This is a genomic window from bacterium SCSIO 12643, assembly GCA_024398135.1.
Classification (GTDB): Bacteria; Bacteroidota; Bacteroidia; order Flavobacteriales_G; family Salibacteraceae; genus CAJXZP01.
Genome location: CP073750.1, coordinates 1,167,461 through 1,191,838, shown reverse-complemented (window position 1 = coordinate 1,191,838; position 24,378 = coordinate 1,167,461). Strand labels below are relative to the sequence as shown.

Here is a 24,378-nt window from a genome sequence, read left to right as displayed (position 1 = left end):
AATGGATATTTCTCCTGGGAAAAAAATCTATTTTGCTTCTGATCAACATTTCGGAGTACCGGATTTTGAATCTAGTTTAGTACGTGAGCAGCATTTTGTAAAATGGCTCAATATGGCTCAAAAAGATGCAGAAGCTATTTATCTACTTGGAGATTTATTTGATTTTTGGTTTGAATATAAGACTGCCGTACCACGTGGATTTACCAGAGTGCTAGGGAAAATAGCTGAAATTACAGATAGTGGAATTCCGGTGTATTTCTTTAGAGGAAATCACGATATGTGGACTTTTGATTATCTGGAGAAAGAATTAGGAGTTGTTTTGTATACAGACCCAATTGAACGAGAAATCAACGGTAAGAAATTCATGATTGGCCATGGAGATGGTTTAGGTCCAGGTGATTTTTGGTATAAACGAATCAAGAAGTTTTTTGCCAACCCTTTAATGCAATGGTGCTTTGCACGTTTGCATCCCAATTTTGGAATTGGGCTAGCGCATTATTTTTCACGTAGAAGTCGTGCTGCAAATGCGACTGCGGATAAAGAGTATCATGGAGATGACAAGGAATGGTTAGTGCTTTATGTCAAAGATGAATTGAAAAAGAAGCATTACGACTATTTTGTTTTCGGTCATCGTCATTACGCTATGGATTTAGAGTTAAAAGAAAACTCACATTATATCAATCTTGGTGATTGGGTAGTAGATTTTACCTATGCAGTTTTTGATGGGAATAAAATGGAGTTGAAAGAGTTTGGTAAGCCATAGGTATGAAAGTGACCTTGTTAATAGATTTTGATTTAGTTTACTTGGTTGAAAATGTTATATTTGGAAACGATTACTTTAATATGTGAACGTTGACATATTAATGAATTTAATCTGATATTTAATACCTAAGAATAATGCGATTACAAATTACACTAATACTGCTATTATTACCCTTGATGAGTATGTTAAATTTATCTCAATTAACTGCACAAAGTGTAGCCTATGAATGGGCTATAGGTGTTGGAGGTAGTGCTTGGGAAGAAGGGAATTCTATTGTTGTTGATGACTTTGGAAATGTTTATACTACAGGATCTTATAGGGGGACGGTAGATTTTGATCCAGGAACGGGAGTGGTGAATATGACTTCAAATGGGAGTGATGATGTTTTTATTCAAAAACTGGACAGCAATGGTAACTTTATTTGGGCTAAAAGTATTGGAGGAAACTCTTCAGATATTGGTAATTCAATTACTGTAGATAGTATAGGAAATGTTTATGTAATAGGGAACTTTAAAGATACAGTGGATTTTGATCCTAGTATAGGTGTTTTTGATCTTATTTCTAATGGAAATATTGATTGTTTTATTCTCAAACTAGATGTCAATGGTAATTTTATTTGGGTAAAACAAATAGGAGGAATTAATCTGGATAAAGCAACTTCGATTATTATAGATAATCAAAGTAATATTTATTGTTCGGGTTATTTTAGATTGACGGTGGATTTTGATCCGGGTGTAGCAGTATCTAATCTTGTTTCGGCAGGTTATAGCGATGTTTTTGTACAGAAGCTAGATAGTAATGGTGATTTTTTATGGGCTAAAAGATTTGGAGGAACAAGCGGTGATTTTGGGTACTCAATGACTGTTGACGATTTAGGGAATGTTTATTCTGCAGGAGTATTTAATGGAACTGTAGATTTTGATCCGGGTATCGGTACTTACAATCTTACCTCAATTGGAAATACGGATATTTTTATTCAAAAACTGGATGCTAATGGTGATTTTTTATGGGCCAAAAGAATGGGAGGGATTGGTTATGATGTGGCATATTCTATCGCTGTAGATATTTATGGAAACGTATATTCAACTGGGTATTTTGAATGGACTGTAGATATGGATCCTGGAATTGGAGTCTTTAATGTTATTTCAGGAGGGAGTGATGATGTCTATGTTCAAAAACTGGATTTAAATGGAAATTTTGTCTGGGCTAAATCCATGGGAGATGGAGGGTTTGATGTAGGTCGTTCTATAAAAGTCGATAGCTTAGGAAGTTCATATATACTAGGTTATTTTTCTGGGGCCGTAGATTTTGATCCTGGTTTGGATTCTACAGTTCTTACTTCTAACGGACTTAGAGACATATTTATTCAGAAATTAGATTCTAATGGAAGTTTTTTATGGGCAAAGAATATGGGAGGATTGCAATATGATGAGGGAAATTCAATAACTGTAGATGGAATTGGGAATATATATTCAACTGGTGTTTTCCGTGGAGTTGTAGACTTCGCACCTGGAGCTGATACAGCTAACATCGTGTCGAATGGGGATTATGATTTTTTTGTTCAAAAATTGAGTCCATGTATGCCTACCTATGCTACTGATGTACAAACAGCATGTGATTTTTATACATGGATTGATGGAAATGTGTACACCTCATCGAATAATACTGCCGAGTTCTTGCTGGTAAATTCGGTAGGATGTGATTCTATTGTGAGCCTGGATTTAACTATTATAAATTCGAATTCAAGTACGGATACATTATTTGCCTGTGATAGTATCGTGTGGATAGATGGAAATACATATACCTATTCGAATAATACGGCAACATATACATTAACCAATTCAGTAGGCTGTGATTCTGTGGTGACATTAGATTTAACTATATTAAATTCTTTGACCTCAGATGTTATCGTGGCATGTAATAGTTATACCTGGCTCGATGGAAATACTTATACAACATCGAATAATACGGCTACACATACACTGACGAATGTAAATGGATGTGATTCGGTAATAATACTTGATTTGACAATACATCATTCAAATACAGGGGTAGATATAATATCTGCCTGTGATAGTTATACCTGGCTCGATGGGAATACCTATAGTTCATCGAATAATACAGCTACATATACCTTGACAAACACGAATGGCTGTGATTCTGTAGTGACGTTAGATCTTACAATACATCATTCAAATACAGGAGTCGATGTGATATCAGCATGCGATAGTTATACCTGGCTCGATGGAAATACATATACCTCATCAAATAATACAGCTACGTATACTCTTACAAATATGAATGGCTGTGATTCTGTTGTAACATTGGATTTGACAATAAACTATCCGAATTCTGGAATAGATGTCATAACTGCTTGTAATAGTTATACCTGGATAGATGGGAATACTTATACGATGTCAAATAACTCAGCTACACATACACTTATCAATTCAAAAGGATGCGATAGTGTTATTACGTTGAACTTGACAATAACAAAAGTCTCGGATTTGACGGTTTCTGTGAATCAAGTTACGATTACATCAAATAATGTTAATGCGACATATCAATGGTTAGATTGTGATGATAATTATAGTCCCATTTCGAATGAAACTTTAATGAGTTTTACAGCAACAAAAAATGGGAATTATGCTGTGGAATTAACGGAAAATGGATGTGTCGATACTTCAGCATGTGTTTCGATAACAAAAGTTGGGATAGGTGAATTGGAACCCAATGTAAAGTTGGTAGTATATCCTAATCCATCTTCGGATATCTTTAATGTGGTGTTTGAAAAGCAAGTTTCAAATGTAGAACTAAAGGTTACAGATGTCCAGGGGAAGCTTATTTATAGAAAGAAAATACAGAATACTTCGCAAGCTAAGATTGAGCTTAATGAGGCTCCAGGAGTTTATTTCTTAAGTATAAAAACATTGAGAAGTCAAAAGACTATTCAACTGCTCTTAGAGTAGTATCACTATGCTAGATGAAGTAATACTTATTTTAGGAAGGTAATATAGTTCAGAGGATAAGTATATGAAAAAGTTGGAGAAGGGTAAGGTCATAGTAAAAAACAGTTTTAAGATTTCAAATTTAGGAGTAGTTGCTGAATTGCAGCATCATGAAAATGGATTGCCAAAAGGAATACTTTTAAAGTCACTGAATTCTGGGTTGTCCTGGAGCGTACGCTCACGAATGCTTTTTGAGCATGCTATGGAGGTGCATCAGATTTTTGCAAAGGAAAATACAGAGAAAACAATCTTAAGATTTGGTAGTATTGATCAAAAGAAAGAATCAATTCGTGAAATCCAAGTAAAAGAACAATCTGGTATTTATCAGTATGTGATAGAACCTATTTCGCATGAACAAAAACCGGATCAGGATATGGAATTGATGATTATAGAGTAAAAAAGGGAGCATTAGCTCCCTTTTTTTGTGTGAATCTCTCGTTTAGTTTTTTGGATTTAATTTACGATTGAATACATATGATCCAATAAGTAAAATGAGGCAAATGGTTGCTCCGGCAAATTCGTTATCAGCAACGTTGAGATGAGCTGAAATTCCAAGTAATAGATTGAAAGTAAAACCAGCATAAGCCCATTCTTTCAGTGTTTCTGATTTACTGAACCAAATGGCCGCAATTCCTAATGTTTTTGCGATACCCATTGGATAAATCAGATAGGTTGGGAATTTTAGGCTTTCAAACATGCCAACTACCATTTCGTGATTGAAAAAATATTGGCTGACCCCACCAAGAATCATTAGTGAAAATAATCCGGTGATAATTCTGAAAATAATTAAGTTTCTCTTTTCCATTTTTAATTGATTTTGATTGTGAAGTTTTCTAAAGTTTTTCTGACTTTGGCTTCTTTCGAGTGGAAATCCTCATCTGATCTATAGCCAATAGGTAAAATCACTACAGGCATCAGATTATATGCTTTTAGGCCCAATAGTTCTTGATATTGACTGGCATCAAAACCCTCCATTGGACAAGAGTCAATTCGTAAATCAGCGGCAGCGGATAATACAGTGCCAAGACTTAAAAATGCCTGACTTTTAGCCCAGTGGTATTTCGTGTTTTCATCCATTGAAGAAATGTATGCTTTCATGGAGTCAGCGTAACCCACCAGATTCTGTTTGTCCATGTTTCGAACTTCAGCAGCCCTGTCGATATATCTATCAACTAAATCGGTGTCAAATTCTGCCTCAATTGCAAATACCAAAACATGAGAGGCATCTTTAACTTGAGCCTGTCCATAGGTATATGGCACCAATTGAGATTGTAGTTCTTTGTTCTCAACGACCACCATTTTAAATGGTTGGAGTCCTCCGGATGTAGCGGCTAAATTCGCAGCTTCGATAAGGATATTTAGGTCTTCTTCTTTAACTTTTTTGGAGCCATCAAATTTCTTAATTGCAGCTCTCCATTTTAATGATTCTAGTGTTTTCATCGTTTTATATTTATTATGTTACATGGATTTATTTTACATGTAGAGTATTTAGTTAAATTTTTTTCGTCTTACGTTTAATGATTTTGATATTGTATATATATATTTGATTGTTGTGTTTATATTTTACATGTAAAATATTTGAGTAAATTTTTTTAACCTCTCATTCGATCTAAAATGTCACAAAATTGGCGTGCTTCATCATCTGAAATACGAGCCAGATATTCATTTTGATGTCCTGAGTCGTCCAGGTCAATTTCTTCTAATAAATCCAGACCTTTCTGTGTGATAGATAGGTAGACTACACGTCTATCCTGATCACTTCTTTGTCTCTCTATATATCCTTTATTAAAAAGTTTGTCTGCCAGTCTGGTTGTATTTGGTGATTTATCAATCATTAAATCTTTAATGGTATTCATGGAAACCCAATCAGCTGCACCTCTTAAGATTCTAAGTATATTGTATTGTTGAGAAGAGAGTCCATAAGGTTTTATGAAGGCGTTAAATGCATTTTGAAAAGAATTTGATGTGAAGATCAAGTTTGCAATAAACCGATGTTTATCGTGCGTAAATCTCGTTTTTAATTCTTCGTCAATTGTAGCCATTTCCAATAAATGATACGCAAATGTAAATAATTATTTTACATGTAAAATAATTTCACGGTATTTTTTTGTTTTGTAATTAATTCAAGTGTATATATGGCGTGAAAACCAGAATGAACAACCCTTTTTAACACTCTAAGTTTATATGTGTTAAGACTTTATTTTAGATTATGATTAGAGCGTGTTGCGCGGATAAGTTTGTGGAAAATTCTGCGCGATGAAATATTTGGTATTAGGAACAATAGTCTGCTGTTCATTAAATCTGATTAGATGTACTCCTTCAAGTTCAACCACCACAACTACTGAAATCACCTATGCCGACTCAGGCGCGTTTGGAATTAACCTTCTCGATGAAGATGTTCTGGACTATTCAGGTAGTGAGTTTAGCTTGTATGCTAAAATACCAGAGAATGGAGATTTAGTTATTAAATTGATACGTCTACAAAATAGCGCCTGGTTTGTCGGTTTTTCTTCGATCTCTAATTGGAGTGTCTCTGATTACAATTGGAGTGAAAAGTCTCAGACCTTTACCGCTATATCAGGTAATGTAGAATGTGATTTGAAATTAGAAATGGAAGCTGGAAAATATCGTATAGAGTATTATGAAAATGGATCCAGCGAGTTGACTTCTAGTAAGGAAATTGAGATTTAATTCACCCTGGAAAACAACTCCAAAGCATTTTGTGTGGTAATTTCAGCAATCTCCTCAATCTTCATTCCTTTTAATGATGCGATTTTATCTGCAATAATTGGTATGTACTGACTTTCATTTCTTTTTCCTCTATAAGGTTTGGGTGCCAAAAAGGGAGCATCTGTTTCTAAGATTAAATGTTTGGGGTCCACATGAGGGATAACTTTGTCAAGTCCTCCATTTTTGAAAGTCACAACACCTCCAATACCTAATTTGAACCCTCCGTAGTTAATGATACGTTCAGCTTGTTCAAGATTTCCGGTAAAGCAGTGTAAAACACCTGTGAGTTGATCGTCATTATGTTGGTCCAAAACTTCGAAAATTTCATCAAATGAATCACGTGCATGAACAGCTATTGGAAGATTTAATGATTTGGCAAGTTCAATTTGAACAGCAAAAGCCTCTTGCTGTTCTTTGATAAAAGTTTTGTCCCAATACAGGTCGATTCCTATTTCACCAATTGCAATATATTTTCCGGTAAGAGCTTCTTTTTTGACGATATCTAACTCTTCTTTAAAGTTTGCCTTAACATCAGAAGGATGTAAACCGATCATCGGGAAGCAATTTTTCGGAAACTTTTGACTCAATTGATTCATGGAGTCAATTGTAGAACTATCAATATTCGGTAGTAACATTTTAGAAACCCCGCTATCAATGGCATTTTTTATGACTTCATCAATGTCTGATTCAAATCTATCTAAATATAGATGAGCATGTGTATCTATAAACTCCACAATTAGTCTTTAAAAAGTGTGTTGGTTTGTTCCACAAATTTGAGGATGTCATCAGAACCGAATTTAGTGACCGAAGAAGTGTGAAATATTTTTGGTAATGCCTCCCAGGAGTTCAACATCTTCGACTGATACTTTCTCATGTTTTTACTTAGCTGAGAGCTATTCAGTTTGTCGATTTTTGTAAAAACCATCACGAAAGGAATTTGTTGCTCACCCATCCATTGCATAAACTCCATATCAATTTTCTGAGGTTCTAATCGGGAGTCTAAAAGCACAAATGTGCACATGAGGTTTTCTCTGTTTTTCAAATAAGCTCTTAGAAAAACTTGAAATTCAGCCCGCTTGGTTTTTGATACCGAAGCATACCCATATCCAGGTAAATCCACCAGATACCAATCATCATTAATCATAAAGTGATTGATTAATTGCGTTTTTCCTGGTTTGCCAGAAGTTTTAGCGAGGCTTTTGCGATTGGTCAGCGCGTTAATCAAAGAAGATTTACCCACATTAGAACGACCGATGAAAGCATATTCCGGCAAATCCGGAGTTGGACATTTTTTATAGTCCGAGTTGCTCATGACGAATTTGGCGTTTTTAACTTTCATAATGACGCAAATTAAAATGATAAGATTAGAGCTTAGACCAATTTATAATGTCTTGGAAAGCCACTTTCGATATATGCTATTGAATTCTTCTGGTTTTTCCATCATTGGTGCGTGTCCACATTTATCCATCCAGAATAATTCAGAATTAGGCATCAGCTTGTTAAATTCTTCTCCTACTTCAGGAGGAGTAATGGTATCTTGCTTCCCCCAAATTAGACAAGTTGGCATTGTCATATTAGGTAGCTCCTCTGCCATATTATGTCGAATAGCAGATTTGGCTAAAGAAAGAATCTTTAGTGTTTTCTTGCGATCATTGACTATGGCGAAACATTCGTTTACCAGTTCGTCAGTTGCCGTTTTCGGATCGTAGAAGGTATACTCTACACGTTCTCTTACGTAGTCAATATTCCCTTTTCTCGGATAAGATTGACCCATAGAGTTTTCATATAAACCAGAACTTCCGGTAAGTGTTAATGTATCTACTTTTTCAGGGTATTTAGAAGCATATACTAATGCGACATGCCCACCCAGAGAGTTTCCAAGTAAATTAACACGATCGTAAGATTTGAATTCGATAAACTCACTTACGTATTTCATTAAGCTTTTGACATTTGTGCTTAAAACCGGCAATGTGTATAGAGGCATGATCGGGATGACAACCTTATAGTCGTTTTTAAAATGATCCAGCACATCTTTAAAGTTACTTAGTGCTCCAAATAGACCGTGAAGAACAATGATAACCGGGCCATCTCCAACTTCAACGTATTCAAAATCCCCATCTTTTTTAATAATTTCTTCCATCCTAGGCATACGATTTTAGAAACTCAAAATTAACCAATTCTTAATATAAACGGCCATTAATTCTGGCCGCTATTCACAAATGTATGTTAGGAATAATGCGCCTTTCCAAAAAAAATGAATCTCCGTAAATCTGTTCTTTGTGACACTACATAACCCGTTAAAAAACAGTGCATCTATGGCGTTGAAAAGTGCTAGAAATCAGAAAGTTTTCAACAAAGTGGTAAAAAGTGGTAAAAAGTGGTAAAAATTTGGATATTTTTACGACTTGAAATTGAAGTGTACTGATGTCAAGCTTATTAGGTGAATATCAATGTAAAGTGGATGCCAAAGGGAGGTTTATGCTGCCTGCTGGTTTGAAACGACAGCTCGATCCTGCCGCTAAAGATCAATTTGTGATCAATCGCGGGTTCGAAGGGTGTTTGGTATTGTATCCGATGAATGAGTGGGAATTGGAGACTAAAAAGTTTGAGAAGCTAAATCTGTTTGTGACCAAAAACAGGAAGTTTTATAGACAGTTTCATAATGGGGCAACACAGTTGGGGTTAGATGGAACGGGAAGGTTGTTATTGCCAAAGCCGCTAATGGCTGGTGTGGGTATAGCAAAAGAGATTGTCCTTTTTGCGTACGCGAATAGAATAGAGGTGTGGGATAAGGCGAAGTACGAACAAGTAATGAATGAAGATATAGAAGATTTTGCTCAGTTGGCAGAAGATGTCATGGGAGAAATTGATAATACAGAAGAATGATGTATCACAAACCTGTTCTGTTAAGCGAATCGATTGAAGGGTTAGCGATTAACCCATCGGGAGATTATGTTGATGTCACCTTTGGTGGAGGTGGTCATTCCAGGGAGATATTGAATTTTTTGGGTGATGGAAGATTGTTTGGGTTTGATCAGGATGCGGATGCGCATGCAAATGCACTGGAAGATGAACGTTTTACGCTGATTCCACAAAACTTTAGGTATCTGTCTAATTTTTTGAAAATGCATAAAGCGGCTCAAGTGGATGGGGTGCTGGCTGATCTGGGAGTTTCTTCTCATCAGTTTGATGAGGTGGAACGAGGTTTTTCATTTAGAGGGGATGCGGATTTGGATATGCGAATGAATCAAAACGCGGATCTGGATGCGAAGAAGGTGTTGAACACATATGAAGAGTCAGATTTGATTCGTGTGTTTAGGGAGTATGGAGAGTTGAAAAATGCAAGAAGGTTGGCTGCGGAGATTGTGGGTGAGCGGGTTGTGACTCCTATTAATAGGGTGAGCGATTTGTTGCGTGTTGCTGATGCGGCTAAGGTGGGGAAGATTGGAAAGAATTATATGGCGCAGGTGTTTCAGGCGCTTCGGATAGAGGTGAATGATGAGATAGGTGCTTTGAAGGAGATGTTGAAAGCTACTGAGAAAGTGCTGAAACCAAATGGAAGGTTGTCCGTAATTACCTATCACTCATTGGAGGATCGGTTGGTAAAAAACTATATGAGAACCGGAAATTTTGAAGGGAAGCAGGAGAAAGATTTTTATGGGAATCTGGTGCGTCCATTTGAGCCGGTAAATAGGAAGGTGATTGTGCCGACAGAAAAAGAAATAGAAGAAAATCAACGTGCGCGAAGTGCGAAGCTTCGAGTTGCGGTAAGAGTGTAATGGAGCAGGATGTAGAAAATATCAAGGTGGAAGTGCCAAAGGTTGCAGGAGTGGGTCGTGCATTTGTTGGGGTGATGAGCGGAGAGTTCTTCGGAAGTGAGATGCTGATTAAGCATTTGCCGTATGTGGGGTTTTTGGTGTTTTTGGGTTTGGTATATATAGGTATAGGATATTCTGCTGAAGACTCTGTGCGTCAAATTAATCGAAACAAGGCTGAGTTGAAAGAAATGCGTTCCGAGTACATCACGATTAAGTCGGATTTGATGTATGCAACAAAGCAATCTGAATTGATAAAAATATTACACGAAAAAGGATTGGCTCTGGAGGAGTCTTTTCAACCACCAAAAAAAATTGAGATAACCGAATCAGAATTAGAAAAATATAGAGAGGACGCATTAGTTGGAAAATAAAACAATCATATTAAGAAGAAGTTTCTTCATGTTTGTTCTGGTGGCACTTGGTATGGTGGCGGTGCTTGCGCGTGTGCTTCAAATTCAGTTGATTGAAGGAGAGGAGTGGCGTCAAAAATCTGAGAACCTTACGATCGACTATCGTACGATTGATGCGGTACGTGGAAATATCTACGCAGTAGATGGGAGCTTGTTGGCGACATCCGTTCCGAAGTATGAAGTGCGTTTTGACCCAAACGCAGATGCCATTACTGATGCTGTTTTCGAAGATAATATTGATAGCTTATCGTGGAAGCTGGCGGATTTGTTTAAAGATCGTTCTGCAGCATCATATAAGTCGGAATTGGTTAATGCGCGTCAAAAAGGAAAGCGATATTATTTAATTAGAAGAAATGTGAAGTTTACGGATTTGAAAGCAATGCGTGAATTTCCAATCTTTAATAAAGGTCGTTATAAAGGCGGGTTTATATATGTGCAGCAGAATAAGCGTCAAAAGCCATTTAGAATTCTGGCGGAACGGACCATTGGTTATGATCGTGAGAATGGTGCGCGTGTAGGATTGGAAGCGGCTTACCGTAAAGAACTACGTGGGGTAAGCGGGAAACGTCTGGAGAAAAAGATTGCTGGTGGTACCTGGATGCCGATTAGCGATTCTGATGATATCGAGCCGCAAGACGGATATGATTTAGTAACAACTATAGATATCAATATTCAGGATGTAGCGGAAGCTGCATTGTTGAGGCAGTTGGAGGCGCATCAGGCGGCATACGGATGTGTGGTTTTAATGGAGGTAAGAACGGGGGAGATTCGTGCTATTGCTAATCTGTCAAAAGGTTCGGATGGTACTTATAGAGAACGATATAACTATGCGATTGGGGCAGCAACCGAACCTGGGTCAACGATCAAGTTGGCTTCCTGGATGGCTTTGCTGGAGGATGGATATGTAGATCTGGATGATAAGATTCAAACTGGAAATGGGAAACATGTGTTTTATAAAACAACCATGTATGATTCTCATGAAGGAGGGTATGGAGAGATTACAGTAAAAGAAGCGTTTGCGAAGTCGTCTAATATTGCTATAGCAAAGACTGTTGAGAAGTACTATAAAGAGGATCCTCAAAAATTTATCAATCATCTATATCAAATGCGCTTAAACAAAAAGTTGGGTGTGGAGATTAGTGGTGAGGGGACGCCATATATAAAGTCTGCGAACGATTCTACCTGGTCAGGGTTGTCATTACCGTGGATTTCTCATGGGTACGAGTTGGAGTTGACTCCGTTGCAGTTGTTGACCTTTTATAATGCGGTAGCAAACGATGGTAGAATGATGAAGCCGATGTTCGCTAAAGCGATTACCAATTATGGTGATGAGGTAAAGACATTTCATCCAATAATCCTAAAAGAATCTGTGGCGAGTAAAGAGACTATTGCTAAAGCAAAAGAGATGTTGGAAGAAGTGGTGCGTGATGGTACTGCGAAAAATTTGCGAAATGCGAGTTTCTCGATTGCAGGTAAAACCGGGACTGCACAAATATCAAAGGGGAGTAGTGGATATAAAGGACGTAAGTCATATCAAGCTTCTTTCTGCGGGTATTTCCCAGCGGATAAGCCATTGTATAGTTGCATTGTTGTGGTGAATGCGCCAAGTAAAAATGTGTATTATGGAAATCTGGTAGCAGGGCCAATCTTTAAAGAAATTGCCAATAAAGTGTACTCTACTAGTTTGGATGCGCAAGATGAATTGGTGGCGCAGAATGTAGAAACCCAACGACCAAGAATTCCAATATCTAAAAATGGTGATTACGATGATTTATCTGATGTCTATCAGGAATTAGAGGTGCCATATACGGAGATGGAAAATGCGCAGTGGGTTGCTGTAAGTACTGGAAAAGATTCAGTGGCGGTGAAAACAAAAAGATATGAAGGGCAGATGGTGCCTAATGTGGTGGGGATGGATGTAGAAGATGCAATTTACCTATTAGAAAATAAAGGAATTAAAGTGGAGATTGAAGGTCGTGGAGTCGTGAAAGCACAGTCCATTGCTCCGGGATTTGTGATTACCCAAAGGGGAATGAAAATAAAATTGAGTTTAGCGTGAAATTATTAAAGGACATATTATATCGCTCCAGAATTAAGGAGGTCGTTGGGACTACCAATTTGGCTATTGAGCAGGTGTGTTTTGATTCACGCGAGGTCTCTAAGTTTTCAGTTTTTGTTGCGGTAAACGGTACAGTGGTAAATGGTCATCATTACATCGAAAAAGCGATTGAGCAAGGAGCTGTAGCAGTGGTTTGCGAAGCGCTTCCGGATCAATTGCACGAAAATGTGACTTATGTTAAAGTAAGTGATAGTGCTGAGTCTCTAGGATGTATGGCGGCTAACTTTTACGATGTGCCATCGCGAAAACTACAGGTGATTGGAGTAACCGGTACCAATGGGAAAACCAGTATTGTAACCATGCTTTTTGATTTGTTTACCAAGCTGGGATACAACTGTGGAATGCTTTCAACGGTAGTTAATCGAATTGGGGAAAGAGAGATTCAATCTACGCATACTACTTCGGATGCTGTAAAGGTGAATCAATTGATTGCTGAGATGGTAGACGAAGGATGTGACTATTGCTTTATGGAGGTGAGCTCGCATGCGTTGGAACAACATCGTGTAAGCGGAGTAGTGTTCAGTAGAGCTGTCTTTACGAATATTACACATGACCATTTAGACTATCACGGCACATTCAATAATTATATAGAAGCCAAGAGAAAGTTATTTGGAATGTTAGGTCCAAATACAGTTTCAATAGTGAATAAGGATGATAAGCACTGGGCACAGATGGTTCAGGGAACCGCAAGTCAAATACAGACCTATTCGCTAAAGTCCATGGCTGATTATAAAGCAAAGATTGTCGAAAATCAATTTGATGGATTACAGCTCAATGTAAACGGACATGAAGTGTGGACCCGATTGATTGGAGAGTTTAATGCATCCAATTTGTTAGCCATTTACGGTGTAGCTGTTTCGTGTGGGCAGGATGAAATTGATGTATTGACCAGCATTTCTCAAATCGCGCCTGCACCTGGGAGATTCCAACAGGTGGATAGTGATAATGGTGTAAATGGTATTGTGGATTATGCGCATACTCCAGATGCCCTAAATAATGTATTGGATACTATTTCGAAGATTCGCACAGGAAACGAAAAAGTAATCACTGTTGTTGGATGTGGAGGTGATCGAGATAAAGCAAAACGTCCGAAAATGGCGCAGATTGCAGCTAAACTGAGTGATCAGGTCATTATTACTTCTGATAATCCAAGAACTGAAGATCCACAAACCATCATTGATGAAATGGTGGCTGGTTTAGATCCAATTCAAAAGAAGAAATCTCTGAGTATTCTGGATAGAGCAGAAGCCATAAAAGTAGCTTCAGCACTGGCGCAATCAGGAGATATCATATTGGTAGCAGGAAAAGGTCATGAGACCTATCAAGATATACAAGGTGTTAAACATCATTTTGATGATGTCGAAATTTTAGAAAATCTCTTAAACCAAAAACAAGAATAATGCTGTATTATTTATTTGAATATCTACAAGAATTGGGAATGCCTGGAGCTGGATTGTTTCAGTATATTTCTTTTCGTGCTGCGATGGCGATTGTGGTTTCGCTGTTGATCTCCATGGTTTTTGGTGGGAGAATTATTGACCTGATTCGTAAACAACAAGTAGGTGAATCTGTTCGTGATTTAGGACTTGAGGGACAAATGGAAAAAGCAGGGACCCCAACCATGGGAGGATTGATTATTCTGGCTTCTATCCTGATTCCAACATTGTTGTTTGCTAAGTTGGATAATATTTATGTGATTATGCTTTTGATCTCAACGGTATGGTTAGGTGCCATTGGGTTTATTGATGATTACATCAAAGTGTTCAAGAAGAATAAGGAAGGTCTTAAAGGAAAGTTTAAAGTTGTTGGGCAAATTGGAATTGGAATCATTGTAGGTTCAATTCTGTATTTCAATCAAGATGTAGTGGTACGTCATCAGGTTGCCAATGGGGCAACTAACGTAGCACAAGCTGAAGCTGGAAACTTAAAAAAGAATGAAACGGCCGAGAAATTTGTTTGGCAAGAAACGAAGTCCACAAAAACCACAATTCCTTTTGTAAAGAATAATGAGTTTGATTACAAATGGTTTCTATCATGGTTAAGTAAAGACTTATTACCATATACCTGGTTGATCTATATCCCGATTGTGATCTTGATTATCACTGCAATGTCCAACGGAGCCAATATGACCGATGGAATTGATGGATTGGCAGCTGGTACATCCGCCATAATAGGTGTGGCGATTGCAGTATTCGCATTTGTTTCGGGTAATCAGTTTTTTGCCGATTATCTCAATGTGATGTACATCCCGCATAGTGGGGAAATTGTAGTGTTCTCCGCAGCATTTGTAGGTGCTGCAGTTGGGTTCTTATGGTATAATTCGTATCCAGCTCAGGTGTTCATGGGTGATACAGGATCGCTGGCGCTGGGAGGAATTATTGCTGTGATGTCACTTTCAGTAAGAAAAGAATTAATACTTCCTCTTTTGGCAGGAATCTTTTTGGCGGAAAATCTATCGGTAATGCTCCAGGTGGGTTGGTTTAAGTATACCAAAAAGAAATACGGTGAAGGGAGAAGAATCTTTTTAATGGCCCCATTACATCATCATTTTCAAAAGCAGGGTATTCACGAATCTAAGATTGTTTCCAGGTTTTGGATCGTGGGGATTATGCTGATGGTTCTCAGTATAGTGACACTCAAAATCAGATAAGAAGTGAGTGAAATTGTAATACTGGGTGGTGGCGAAAGTGGAACCGGAGCAGCGCTTCTGGCTCAAGCTAAAGGAATGCAGGTACTTGTATCGGACCTGGGTAAAATAAAAGACGAATACAAGAAAGTTCTTTCAAAAGCGAAGATTCCGTTTGAGGAAAATGGACATACGATGGATCGTGTCCTGGCGGCAAAAGAAGTCATCAAAAGTCCGGGAATCCCGGATACCGTGCCACTGATTAAACAATTAGATGATCAGGGAACAGCGGTGATTGATGAAATTGAATTTGCAGCCAGATATACTTCAGGTAAACTGATTGGAATAACCGGAAGTAATGGCAAAACGACCACGACACTGCTGACATATGAGACTTTGAAAAAAGCAAAGTTAAAGGTGGGGTTAGCTGGGAATATTGGTCAAAGTATGGCCGCACAACTGGTAGATACAGACTATGATTATTGGGTTTTGGAACTCAGTAGTTTTCAGTTGGATCGAATGTATGACACTGTAATTCATATTGCAGCGATCATCAATATCACACCAGACCATTTAGATCGGTATAACTATGAATTCGACAATTATGTCAATTCGAAATTCCGAATCATTCAGAATCAAACAGCAAAAGATCATCTAGTGTTTTTTGCGGATGACGAGGTCATTCAAAACAAGCTAGAAAAAAACAATATCCAATCACAGATACATGGGTTTTCCCTTAAAGATCCTCAAGTATCAGGTGGTTGGCTGGAAAATGAGAGTATAACAATTAATATAAAGGGTAGTTTAAAAATGAGCATTCAAAAATTAGCATTGCAAGGCAAGCACAACATCAACAATTCGATGGCAGCATCGATTATTTCACAAGTACTGGATATCCGTAAAGATGTAGTACGTGAGAGTATGTCAGATTTCCAAAACGTAGAACATCGTTTAGAAAATTTTATGACGATATCTCATGTAGATTACATCAACGATTCTAAAGCGACCAATGTGAATTCCGGATGGTATGCATTAGAATCTATGTCGCAGCCAACCGCTTGGATCGTGGGTGGAGTGGATAAAGGAAATGATTATTCACAGTTAGTAGAATTGGTAAAAGAAAAAGTAAAATTCATTATCGCTTTGGGTAAAGATGTAGAGAAAATCCATGCTGCGTTTGGTGATTTGGTAGAGATTTATGATGCAGCGGATATGGGTGAAGCTGTGGGTATCGCTTACAGATTTACTGATAAAGGTGATGCAGTGTTATTGTCTCCGTGTTGTGCAAGTTTCGATTTATTCGAAAACTATGAAGAACGTGGTAATGTGTTTAAGAACTTAGTTAGAAGCTTATAAACTTTTGATCGGTGATAGATAAAATGTTTAAATATCTTGGTGGTGACCGCGCAATTTGGGTGGTGGTTATGCTAAAGGCATTGTTGTCATTGCTTTTGGTGTATAGCTCTATTGTGACTTTGGCGTATAAATACCAGGGTGGGAATACATTTTATTATGTCATCAAACACGGAACTTTTGTCTTATCAGGTTTTGGTATTATTTATTTGGTCCATCGGATTAACTACAGGTATCTATCTAAGATTGCACAGTTTTTAGTCTGGTTGGTGATTCCATTGCTTTTGCTCACTTTGGTAATGGGAAATAACATTAACAACGCCAGTAGATGGTTAACCATACCTATAATCAATCAGAGTTTTCAAACATCCGATTTAGCGAAAATTGCCCTTATAATGTACATCGCTAGATTTTTGGCTGTTCGAAATAAAAGCCTCGATGACTTTAAAGGAACCTTTGTTCCATTAATGGGTGTTGTAGCTATGGTTGTAGGACTGATTTTACCTGCCAATTTATCTACCGCATTAGTGCTTTTGATGTTGAGCATGATGTTAATGTTTATGGCCGGAGTAAGTATCAAAAGTTTATTGAGTGTAATTCCTGTAGGATTAGCAGGAATATTTTTAGTATTCGCCATATATAAGGTAAGTCCTGATACCTTCCCAAGATTTAAAACCTGGGAAAAAAGGATAGAGCGATTTGGCTCAGATGAGCCGAATCCTAATGGTAACTATCAGGCTGATCAGGCAAAGATTGCCATTGCTACAGGAGGAGCATTTGGAAAAGGGCCGGGAAATAGTACACAGCGTAATTTCTTGCCAAGTTCATTTTCCGATTTTATTTACTCCATAGTAATTGAAGAGTATGGCTTTTTCGGAGGCCTTGGGGTGGTTTTCCTGTATCTGATATTGTTATACAGATCGATAAAGATTGTAAAAAAGGCCAGGGGTAGCTTTGCGGCTAATCTGGTTTTAGGGCTCAGCTTTGGATTAGTTATTCAAGGTATGGTCAATATGATGGTAAATGTGAATCTGTTACCAGTAACGGGACAAACTTTGCCATTAGTAAGTATGGGAGGAACATCCATGTGGTTTACATCCATAGCGATTGGAATCATATTGAGTGTGAGCCGTACGGTAGAAGAGGAAGGAGAAGAGGTCATTGAAGAAAAAGTGGAACCAAAACAAAAACATGGGAGGAAATATGTCACAGCTTAAAGTTTTGGTCAGTGGGGGAGGTACTGGAGGTCATATCTTCCCGGCAATTGCTATTGCAAATGCGATTAAGGAAGAACATCCGAATGCGGAATTTTTGTTCGTTGGAGCAAAGGGCAAAATGGAAATGGAAAAAGTTCCTGCCGCAGGATTTAAGATTGAAGGATTATGGATCAGTGGCTTTAGTAGAAGTTTAAATGTGAATAATTTAATGTTCCCGTTTAAGTTGATCTCCAGTATGTGGAAGGCATCTAAAATTGTAAAAGAATTTAAGCCAGATGTGGCGATTGGAACCGGAGGCTTTGCAAGTGGTCCAACATTAAGGGTCGCTTCTCAAAAAGGAGTACCCTGTTTGATTCAGGAGCAAAATTCATTTCCAGGAGTGACGAATAGAATTTTGTCAGGAAAGGCCAAAAAAATATGTGTGGCTTATGATGGAATGGAAAAGTATTTCGCGAAAGATAAGATTGTACTTTCCGGAAATCCAGTGAGGAAAGAAGTGGTACAGATCGATGGGAAAAGAGATGACGCGATTGAGTTTTTTGGATTAGATCGGAATAAAAAGACATTGCTGATAGTAGGCGGAAGTTTAGGCGCGCAATCTGTAAATATGGCTATCCTTGAGAATTTACAGCAGTTGATTGATCTGGGGATTCAAATTGTTTGGCAGACCGGTAAAACGAGTTACAAAGAAATAAACGAAGCTTCAAAACCGTTTCAGGATAAAGGCGTTCACGTGAAGGAATTTATCTTTAAAATGGATTTGGGCTATGCTGCTGCAGATATGGTGATCTCCAGAGCCGGTGCAATAGCTGTTTCCGAATTGAGTCTGGTAGGGAAACCAACTATTTTGGTCCCATTCCCGTATGCCGCGGAAGATCACCAAACCAAAAATGCGATGTCTTTAGTAGATAAAGGTGCCGCCATTTTAGTAAAAGATGCGGATGTAAAAACCGGATTACTAAAAGAAGTAACAGAGTTGACGCAAAATCCTGATAAAGGTGCGTCATTGATGAAAAATATTAAAGAGTTGGGCAAGCCAAATGCAGCTCAACAAATTGCGAATGAAGTTTTGTCGATAATCAAATGATGAATATCAACAACATACAAACTGTGTATTTTCTCGGAGTAGGAGGAATTGGAATGAGTGCATTAGCGCGTTATTTCAAACTGCATGGGTGTGAAGTTTTGGGATATGACAAAACTCAAACGCCTTTGACGATTCAATTGGAGCGTGAAGGTATTGCAATTCATTATACTCCGGATGCGAATCGGATTCCTGAGAATGTAGATTTAGTGGTTTACACACCAGCAGTATCAGGTGATAATCCGGAATGGACTGCGATTCGTGAACGTGGGTTAGTGACGATGAAGCGCGCAGAAGTTTTGGGCTTGATTAGTAATTCGGGTAAATGCCTGGCTATTGCGGGTACCCATGGGAAAACTACCACGAGTGCTATTCTAACACATATCTTCAAGTATTGTTCAGGTGAAATTAATGCGTTTGTTGGGGGGATTTTAACAAACTACCAAACCAACTTTCTGTACTCGGATCAAAGCGAATATTTTGTGGTAGAAGCAGATGAATTTGACCGTTCATTTTTGCACTTGAAACCACAAATTGCGGTGATTAATTCTATCGATGCAGACCATTTGGATATCTATGGTGAAGAAGCCTCATTGGTGGATAGCTTTAAAGATTTTGCCAGCAGAATTCAACCAGATGGTAGATTAATTATTAATCATGCGATCCCATCCATATTTGATCTGTCGAATGTGACGATTGAGACTTTTGGAATTGAAGTAGAAGCGACTTACGTAGCAAGAAATTTACGTGTAGTAGATGGAAAATATCAATTTGATTTTTACTATCCGAAGGGTGTAGTATCTGAAGTAGAATTGATGTTACCTGGTCGACATAATGTAGAAAATGCTGTAGCTGCTATGGCTGTTGCGGTAAACTCCGGACTGGATGCGAACAAAGTTGGTGAAGCCATTGCTGCATTTCAAGGGGTTAAAAGAAGATTTGAAATTACACGCAAGAAAGAAGGAATGGTGTATGTGGATGATTATGCCCATCACCCGACTGAAATTTCCAGAGTTTTAGAATCTGCGCGTGAGATGTATTCAGGTAAGAAGTTATCTGTGATCTTCCAGCCGCATTTGTATTCACGAACTCGCGATTTTGAAAATGAATTTGCAGAAGCTTTATCCGGGTTTGATGAAGTGATTTTATTGGATATTTATCCAGCTAGGGAGTTGCCAATTGATGGGGTGACTTCTGAAAGATTATTGGAAAAAGTAACTACAGGACCTAAACGAATTATTGAAAAGTCTAAGGTAGTGGATTACTTGAAGCAAAATGAATTTGAAGTGTTATTCACTCTGGGCGCAGGTGATATAGATACATTGGTTGAACCTATTAAGGAATTAATTGTTGCATGAAAAAGTTTAAGAACATAGCGATTGTTTTGATCTCTATTGTAGCGATTTTATCCGTAATGGGGTTGGCTGAAACGAATAGACAGGACGTTAAGTTTAGCGATTTAAAAGTCAATATTGATGTCAGTGACGGAAACTACTTTGTGAACGATTTGGATATCGAGAGTCAGGTGTTTGCGCATGGATATCAAACGGGTAAGGAGCCTATCGTGAATTTGGATTTAAAGGCTCTTGAAAAGCAATTCGATGCGATGCCTTCTGTAAAGAAAGCAGAAGTATATACCACTTTGAATGGCATGTTGAAAGTGGATATCAAACAACGTACACCGATTGCACGCGTGTTTACAAAAACGAGTAGTTTCTATTTGGATAAAGCAGGATATGTGATGCCTTTATCTGATAAGTATACGGCAAAGGTACCTGTGGTTAATGGGGATTTGAATATTGATTATAGTGTTGTTGCAGGTTTGAATTTCGCAAATGAGAATCAGTTGACACAAAAGAATTTTGAAGCAAAGAAATTAGTTGAAGCATATCAATTGGCATATAAATTCATGAGTGTGCCATTTTGGGATGCGCAGTTTAAACAAATATATTTTAAAGAAGATGGGGATATAGAGCTTATCCCAGCAGTAGGAAATCACGTGATTTTAATAGATGGCTCAAATAGCATTGATGAGTCGTTAACGAAATTAATGATTTTGTATAAAGAAGGTTTGAGTAAAACCGGATGGAATAACTATAGAGTAATAAACCTCAAGTATAAAGATCAAATTGTGTGTATAAAACGATAACTATGGAACAGACAGGACATAAAGAAATCGTAGCAGGGCTAGACATTGGAACCACCAAGATCGTAGCCATTATTGGAACTATTAACGAACATGGTAAACTTGAAATACTCGGAATGGCCAGAACAGAGTCATTAGGTGTATCAAGAGGTGTGGTAACACATATTACCCAAACCATTGACGCGATTCAGAAAGTGATGAAAGAAGCTGAAGAAATTGCAGGATATGAGATTGGTAAGGTGAATGTGGGTATTGCCGGACAACATATTCGTAGTATTCAGCATAGCGGTAGCCGCATGCGCGAGAATATTGAAACTGAAATCACACAGAAGGATATCAATCAGTTGATCAAGGAAATGTACAAATTGGTAATGTTACCTGGTGAAAAAGTGATTGATGTATTGCCTCAGGACTTTACTGTCGATAATGAAAAAGGAATTCATGATCCAATCGGTATGGCTGGTGTAAGGCTTGAGGCCAATTTCCATATTATTACCGGAAATATTGCAGCGGCTAAAAACATTGTGAAATGTGTGGCTGGTGCTGATATGGAAGTGGATAATCTTATTTTGGAACCATTGGCATCTGCTGATGCGGTTTTAAGTGCGGAGGAAAAAGAAGCCGGAGTTGTATTGGTAGACATAGGTGGTGGTACCACTGATGTGGCGATCTTTAAGGAAGGAATTATTCGTCATACAGCAGTGATTCCATTCGGAGGAAATATTATTACTGAGGATATTAAGCACGGTTGTGCGATCATTAAGAATCAAGCAGAACAATTGAAAGTTAAATTTGGTAGCGCCTTGTCTGAAACAGCTTCCAGCAACGAAATTGTGTCTATACCTGGTTTAAGAGGTCGTGAGCCAAAAGAGATCTCTTTATTCAATTTGGCTTGTATTATCCAGTCAAGAGTAGAAGAAATTATTGAGCAGGTTTATTATGAAATCCGTAACTCAGGATTAGAAAAACAATTGATCGCAGGTATTGTTGTAACTGGTGGTGGTTCTCAGTTGAAAAATATTACGCAATTATTTGAGTTCTTAACGGGTATGGATACGAGAATTGGATATCCAACTGAGCACTTAGCTAATGGAACGGAGGATATTACAAGTCCAATGTATTCTACGGGTGTGGGGCTGATCTTGAAAGGTTTTGAAAGATTACAAACCAATACCGATGCGGAAAGCTCGGTAGAAAAGAAAATGATTGAAAAGGTTGAAACTCCGTCAAAGAAGTCGGGGATGAATAACTTTTTAGATATGATTAAAAAGACTTCAGATACGTTTTTTAGTGATTTAACAGATTAATCTTAATAAACCGTGGCAAAAAGGTGAGAAATCAAGCGGATTTTCTTGCATTTTTGTTATAGTGTATCGTGTGAGAAGTACATTGAAAATAACAAATTAGAACATTATGGAATTTAACTTGCCAAAAGGAAAACCGTCTATCATCAAAGTAATTGGTGTTGGTGGTGGTGGTAGCAATGCTGTCAACCACATGTTTTCACAAGGAATCAAGGGTGTGGATTTTTTGATCTGTAATACTGATCAGCAAGCTTTAGATATAAGCCCGGTTAGTGACAAGTTACAGTTAGGCGGTACCTTAACCGAAGGTATGGGTGCTGGTTCTATCCCGGATGTTGGTAGAAATGCAGCAATTGAGTCTGCAGACGATATTCAAAAGATTTTTGACCCTGAAACTAAAATGGTTTTTATTACTGCCGGAATGGGTGGTGGTACCGGAACAGGTGCGGCTCCTATTATCGCGCAGACTGCTCGTGAGTTAGGGATATTGACAGTGGGAATTGTGACTTTACCGTTCATTTTTGAAGGGCGTAAAAGAAAGCAACAAGCAGAAAAAGGAATAGAAGAATTACGATCGGCTGTAGATACTTTATTGATCATTAACAATGATAAGTTACGTCAGATGTACGGTAACTTAAAAATGAGTGAAGTTTTTGCTCAGGCGGATAACGTACTGACTATTGCTGCGAAAGGAATTGCTGAGATTATTACTAGAACCGGACATATCAATGTGGATTTTCAGGATGTGTCAACTGTAATGAGAGAAAGTGGTGTAGCTATCATGGGTGCCGCGATTGCTCAAGGTGAAAACAGAGCGATTAAAGCTGTTGAAAATGCACTTTCTTCTCCGTTATTGAATGATAATGATATCAAAGGAGCTAGATTCATTTTATTGAATATGGAATTTGGTAGCGAAGAGATCACCATGGATGAGATTGCTGATATCACTGATTACATCCAGGAAGAGGCAGGATCTACAGCAGACATCATTTGGGGATATGGTCAAAATGAAGAAATGGGTGATGGTTTATCTGTTACTTTAATTGCTACAGGATTTGACTTATCTGATGCACACAAGAATGATGTATTACCGGAAGCTAATCGTAAAAAGGTGCATACATTAGATGATCCACAGCCAACGGCTATGGCTAATCCAACACCAGCACCTACGCCACAGCAAAAAGCGCCAGAAGTTCCTGTAACTCCGGAGCCTTTTATTAAGAAAGATGAGACGCAAGGGAAAATAGAGTTTAAATTAGATATGCCTTCCGATGAAGTGCAAGAGGTAAAACCAGCGGAGCCATTAGAGCCTTTTATTAAGCCTGCTAATCAAACCCCGCCTCCTCCAGCACCAAAAATGGAAGAGCCTAAACCATTTATTCCAAAACCGATTTCTCAAACACCTCCTCCGCAAGCACCAATCGTTCATTCATTAGATGAAGAAGTGCCGACAAATGAGCCTGTGAAAACAGAAGAGCGTGTAGAAAATACACAAGCTCCGGAACCTCAGATGAATGATGAAGGACAGCAAGCGAGAATTAAGAGTAGAATGGGGAGACTAAAAGAATTGAGTCGTAGATTGCGTACAGCCTCTGGTTTAAGCGAATTAGAAGATGTTCCGGCATATCAAAGACGTGCGGTTTCTTTAGAAGATGTGCCGCATTCATCAGAGTCTCAGGTTTCAAGATACTCATTGGATGGATCTGAGACGGAAGACGGTAAGAAAACTGGTATTAGCAACAATAACTCGTTCTTACATGATAATGTAGATTAGAGTTAATCATATTGGTAAATGAAAAA

The 24,378-nt window shown here is 38.1% G+C and carries 23 protein-coding genes; 17 read left to right on the top strand and 6 right to left on the bottom strand.

Features of this window, described 5'->3' with window-relative positions:
- Position 1 precedes the first annotated feature (1 nt).
- From KFE94_05160 to KFE94_05150, 3 genes are all read left to right on the top strand, one after another.
- The gene (locus KFE94_05160; protein UTW67501.1) at positions 2 to 763 is read left to right on the top strand and encodes a UDP-2,3-diacylglucosamine diphosphatase; all 762 of its coding nucleotides are present in this window, start codon (positions 2 to 4) and stop codon (positions 761 to 763) included.
- A gap of 176 nt (positions 764 to 939) precedes the next feature.
- Positions 940 to 3,732 (top strand): SBBP repeat-containing protein, encoded by a 2,793-nt coding sequence (locus KFE94_05155; protein UTW67500.1) that lies wholly within the window; start codon positions 940 to 942, stop codon positions 3,730 to 3,732.
- A gap of 64 nt (positions 3,733 to 3,796) precedes the next feature.
- Entirely contained in the window at positions 3,797 to 4,168 is a 372-nt protein-coding gene (locus KFE94_05150) for a hypothetical protein (GenBank protein UTW67499.1), read from the top strand.
- Between the two features lie 42 nt (positions 4,169 to 4,210).
- Here KFE94_05150 and KFE94_05145 read toward each other — a convergent pair whose 3' ends face one another.
- From KFE94_05145 to KFE94_05135, 3 genes are all read right to left on the bottom strand, one after another.
- The gene (locus KFE94_05145) at positions 4,211 to 4,576 is read right to left on the bottom strand and encodes a DoxX family protein (protein ID UTW67498.1); all 366 of its coding nucleotides are present in this window, start codon (positions 4,574 to 4,576) and stop codon (positions 4,211 to 4,213) included.
- Between the two features lie 2 nt (positions 4,577 to 4,578).
- Positions 4,579 to 5,211 carry an NAD(P)H-dependent oxidoreductase gene (locus KFE94_05140; GenBank protein ID UTW67497.1) on the bottom strand — a complete coding sequence of 211 codons (633 nt, stop codon included), beginning with the start codon at positions 5,209 to 5,211 and terminating at the stop codon, positions 4,579 to 4,581.
- Between the two features lie 152 nt (positions 5,212 to 5,363).
- Positions 5,364 to 5,813, bottom strand: a complete 450-nt coding sequence (locus KFE94_05135) for a MarR family transcriptional regulator (protein ID UTW67496.1) — start codon at positions 5,811 to 5,813, stop codon at positions 5,364 to 5,366.
- Between the two features lie 214 nt (positions 5,814 to 6,027).
- Between KFE94_05135 and KFE94_05130 the strand changes: the two genes are divergently transcribed.
- Positions 6,028 to 6,462, top strand: a complete 435-nt coding sequence (locus KFE94_05130; GenBank protein UTW67495.1) for a hypothetical protein — start codon at positions 6,028 to 6,030, stop codon at positions 6,460 to 6,462.
- On the opposite strand, the gene KFE94_05125 is transcribed toward KFE94_05130, so the two are convergent.
- Genes KFE94_05125 through KFE94_05115 form a run of 3 tightly spaced genes read right to left on the bottom strand, consistent with a single transcriptional unit; the run spans position 6,459 to position 8,641 of the window.
- Positions 6,459 to 7,235: a TatD family hydrolase gene (locus tag KFE94_05125; protein ID UTW67494.1), complete on the bottom strand. Its 777-nt coding sequence runs from the start codon at positions 7,233 to 7,235 to the stop codon at positions 6,459 to 6,461. The two genes, KFE94_05130 and KFE94_05125, sit on opposite strands and share 4 nt — an antisense overlap.
- A 2-nt stretch (positions 7,236 to 7,237) precedes the next feature.
- On the bottom strand, positions 7,238 to 7,840 hold the full coding sequence (locus KFE94_05120; GenBank protein UTW67493.1) for a YihA family ribosome biogenesis GTP-binding protein: 603 nt from the start codon (positions 7,838 to 7,840) through the stop codon (positions 7,238 to 7,240).
- Between the two features lie 42 nt (positions 7,841 to 7,882).
- Complete coding sequence (locus KFE94_05115) at positions 7,883 to 8,641, bottom strand: alpha/beta hydrolase (GenBank protein ID UTW67492.1); 759 nt, start codon at positions 8,639 to 8,641, stop codon at positions 7,883 to 7,885.
- A 284-nt stretch (positions 8,642 to 8,925) separates the two neighbouring features.
- Here KFE94_05115 and mraZ point away from each other — a divergent pair, with 284 nt between their 5' ends.
- The 13 genes from mraZ (at position 8,926) to ftsZ (ending at position 24,352) form a co-directional block, all read left to right on the top strand.
- Positions 8,926 to 9,387, top strand: coding sequence for a division/cell wall cluster transcriptional repressor MraZ (mraZ, locus tag KFE94_05110; protein ID UTW67491.1), 462 nt, complete (start codon positions 8,926 to 8,928; stop codon positions 9,385 to 9,387).
- Positions 9,387 to 10,280, top strand: a complete 894-nt coding sequence (rsmH, locus tag KFE94_05105; protein ID UTW68217.1) for a 16S rRNA (cytosine(1402)-N(4))-methyltransferase RsmH — start codon at positions 9,387 to 9,389, stop codon at positions 10,278 to 10,280. Before mraZ ends, rsmH begins: the two co-directional genes overlap by 1 nt.
- Positions 10,280 to 10,690 (top strand): hypothetical protein, encoded by a 411-nt coding sequence (locus KFE94_05100; GenBank protein UTW67490.1) that lies wholly within the window; start codon positions 10,280 to 10,282, stop codon positions 10,688 to 10,690. Before rsmH ends, KFE94_05100 begins: the two co-directional genes overlap by 1 nt.
- Before the next feature lie 28 nt (positions 10,691 to 10,718).
- A complete protein-coding gene (locus tag KFE94_05095) occupies positions 10,719 to 12,788 on the top strand; it encodes a transpeptidase family protein (protein ID UTW67489.1) in 2,070 nt (689 codons plus the stop codon).
- Entirely contained in the window at positions 12,785 to 14,248 is a 1,464-nt protein-coding gene (locus tag KFE94_05090; GenBank protein UTW67488.1) for a UDP-N-acetylmuramoyl-L-alanyl-D-glutamate--2,6-diaminopimelate ligase, read from the top strand. Before KFE94_05095 ends, KFE94_05090 begins: the two co-directional genes overlap by 4 nt.
- Positions 14,248 to 15,498, top strand: a complete 1,251-nt coding sequence (gene mraY, locus KFE94_05085; protein UTW67487.1) for a phospho-N-acetylmuramoyl-pentapeptide-transferase — start codon at positions 14,248 to 14,250, stop codon at positions 15,496 to 15,498. The genes KFE94_05090 and mraY overlap by 1 nt, the downstream gene beginning before the upstream one ends.
- Positions 15,499 to 15,501: 3 nt before the next feature.
- Positions 15,502 to 16,830, top strand: a complete 1,329-nt coding sequence (murD, locus tag KFE94_05080; GenBank protein ID UTW67486.1) for a UDP-N-acetylmuramoyl-L-alanine--D-glutamate ligase — start codon at positions 15,502 to 15,504, stop codon at positions 16,828 to 16,830.
- 23 nt (positions 16,831 to 16,853) lie between these two features.
- Positions 16,854 to 18,044 (top strand): FtsW/RodA/SpoVE family cell cycle protein, encoded by a 1,191-nt coding sequence (locus KFE94_05075; protein ID UTW68216.1) that lies wholly within the window; start codon positions 16,854 to 16,856, stop codon positions 18,042 to 18,044.
- Complete coding sequence (gene murG, locus KFE94_05070) at positions 18,031 to 19,131, top strand: undecaprenyldiphospho-muramoylpentapeptide beta-N-acetylglucosaminyltransferase (protein UTW68215.1); 1,101 nt, start codon at positions 18,031 to 18,033, stop codon at positions 19,129 to 19,131. The genes KFE94_05075 and murG overlap by 14 nt, the downstream gene beginning before the upstream one ends.
- A complete protein-coding gene (locus KFE94_05065; protein UTW67485.1) occupies positions 19,131 to 20,486 on the top strand; it encodes a UDP-N-acetylmuramate--L-alanine ligase in 1,356 nt (451 codons plus the stop codon). The genes murG and KFE94_05065 overlap by 1 nt, the downstream gene beginning before the upstream one ends.
- Positions 20,483 to 21,277 carry a hypothetical protein gene (locus tag KFE94_05060; GenBank protein UTW67484.1) on the top strand — a complete coding sequence of 265 codons (795 nt, stop codon included), beginning with the start codon at positions 20,483 to 20,485 and terminating at the stop codon, positions 21,275 to 21,277. Before KFE94_05065 ends, KFE94_05060 begins: the two co-directional genes overlap by 4 nt.
- 2 nt (positions 21,278 to 21,279) lie before the next feature.
- A complete protein-coding gene (gene ftsA / locus KFE94_05055) occupies positions 21,280 to 22,581 on the top strand; it encodes a cell division protein FtsA (GenBank protein ID UTW67483.1) in 1,302 nt (433 codons plus the stop codon).
- Positions 22,582 to 22,687: 106 nt separating this feature from the next.
- On the top strand, positions 22,688 to 24,352 hold the full coding sequence (gene ftsZ / locus KFE94_05050; GenBank protein ID UTW67482.1) for a cell division protein FtsZ: 1,665 nt from the start codon (positions 22,688 to 22,690) through the stop codon (positions 24,350 to 24,352).
- The last annotated feature ends 26 nt before the right edge of the window (positions 24,353 to 24,378 follow it).

Excerpts from the sequence above, each read along its gene's own strand:
- KFE94_05160 (UTW67501.1), top strand. The coding sequence starts at position 2 with ATGGATATTTCTCCTGGGAAAAAAATCTATTTTGCTTCTGATCAACAT.
- KFE94_05155 (UTW67500.1), top strand. The coding sequence starts at position 940 with ATGAGTATGTTAAATTTATCTCAATTAACTGCACAAAGTGTAGCCTAT.
- KFE94_05150 (UTW67499.1), top strand. The coding sequence starts at position 3,797 with ATGAAAAAGTTGGAGAAGGGTAAGGTCATAGTAAAAAACAGTTTTAAG.
- KFE94_05145 (UTW67498.1), bottom strand. The coding sequence starts at position 4,576 with ATGGAAAAGAGAAACTTAATTATTTTCAGAATTATCACCGGATTATTT.
- KFE94_05140 (UTW67497.1), bottom strand. The coding sequence starts at position 5,211 with ATGAAAACACTAGAATCATTAAAATGGAGAGCTGCAATTAAGAAATTT.
- KFE94_05135 (UTW67496.1), bottom strand. The coding sequence starts at position 5,813 with ATGGCTACAATTGACGAAGAATTAAAAACGAGATTTACGCACGATAAA.
- KFE94_05130 (UTW67495.1), top strand. The coding sequence starts at position 6,028 with ATGAAATATTTGGTATTAGGAACAATAGTCTGCTGTTCATTAAATCTG.
- KFE94_05120 (UTW67493.1), bottom strand. The coding sequence starts at position 7,840 with ATGAAAGTTAAAAACGCCAAATTCGTCATGAGCAACTCGGACTATAAA.
- KFE94_05115 (UTW67492.1), bottom strand. The coding sequence starts at position 8,641 with ATGGAAGAAATTATTAAAAAAGATGGGGATTTTGAATACGTTGAAGTT.
- mraZ (UTW67491.1), top strand. The coding sequence starts at position 8,926 with ATGTCAAGCTTATTAGGTGAATATCAATGTAAAGTGGATGCCAAAGGG.
- rsmH (UTW68217.1), top strand. The coding sequence starts at position 9,387 with ATGTATCACAAACCTGTTCTGTTAAGCGAATCGATTGAAGGGTTAGCG.
- KFE94_05100 (UTW67490.1), top strand. The coding sequence starts at position 10,280 with ATGGAGCAGGATGTAGAAAATATCAAGGTGGAAGTGCCAAAGGTTGCA.
- KFE94_05095 (UTW67489.1), top strand. The coding sequence starts at position 10,719 with ATGTTTGTTCTGGTGGCACTTGGTATGGTGGCGGTGCTTGCGCGTGTG.
- mraY (UTW67487.1), top strand. The coding sequence starts at position 14,248 with ATGCTGTATTATTTATTTGAATATCTACAAGAATTGGGAATGCCTGGA.
- KFE94_05075 (UTW68216.1), top strand. The coding sequence starts at position 16,854 with ATGTTTAAATATCTTGGTGGTGACCGCGCAATTTGGGTGGTGGTTATG.
- murG (UTW68215.1), top strand. The coding sequence starts at position 18,031 with ATGTCACAGCTTAAAGTTTTGGTCAGTGGGGGAGGTACTGGAGGTCAT.
- KFE94_05065 (UTW67485.1), top strand. The coding sequence starts at position 19,131 with ATGAATATCAACAACATACAAACTGTGTATTTTCTCGGAGTAGGAGGA.
- KFE94_05060 (UTW67484.1), top strand. The coding sequence starts at position 20,483 with ATGAAAAAGTTTAAGAACATAGCGATTGTTTTGATCTCTATTGTAGCG.
- ftsA (UTW67483.1), top strand. The coding sequence starts at position 21,280 with ATGGAACAGACAGGACATAAAGAAATCGTAGCAGGGCTAGACATTGGA.
- ftsZ (UTW67482.1), top strand. The coding sequence starts at position 22,688 with ATGGAATTTAACTTGCCAAAAGGAAAACCGTCTATCATCAAAGTAATT.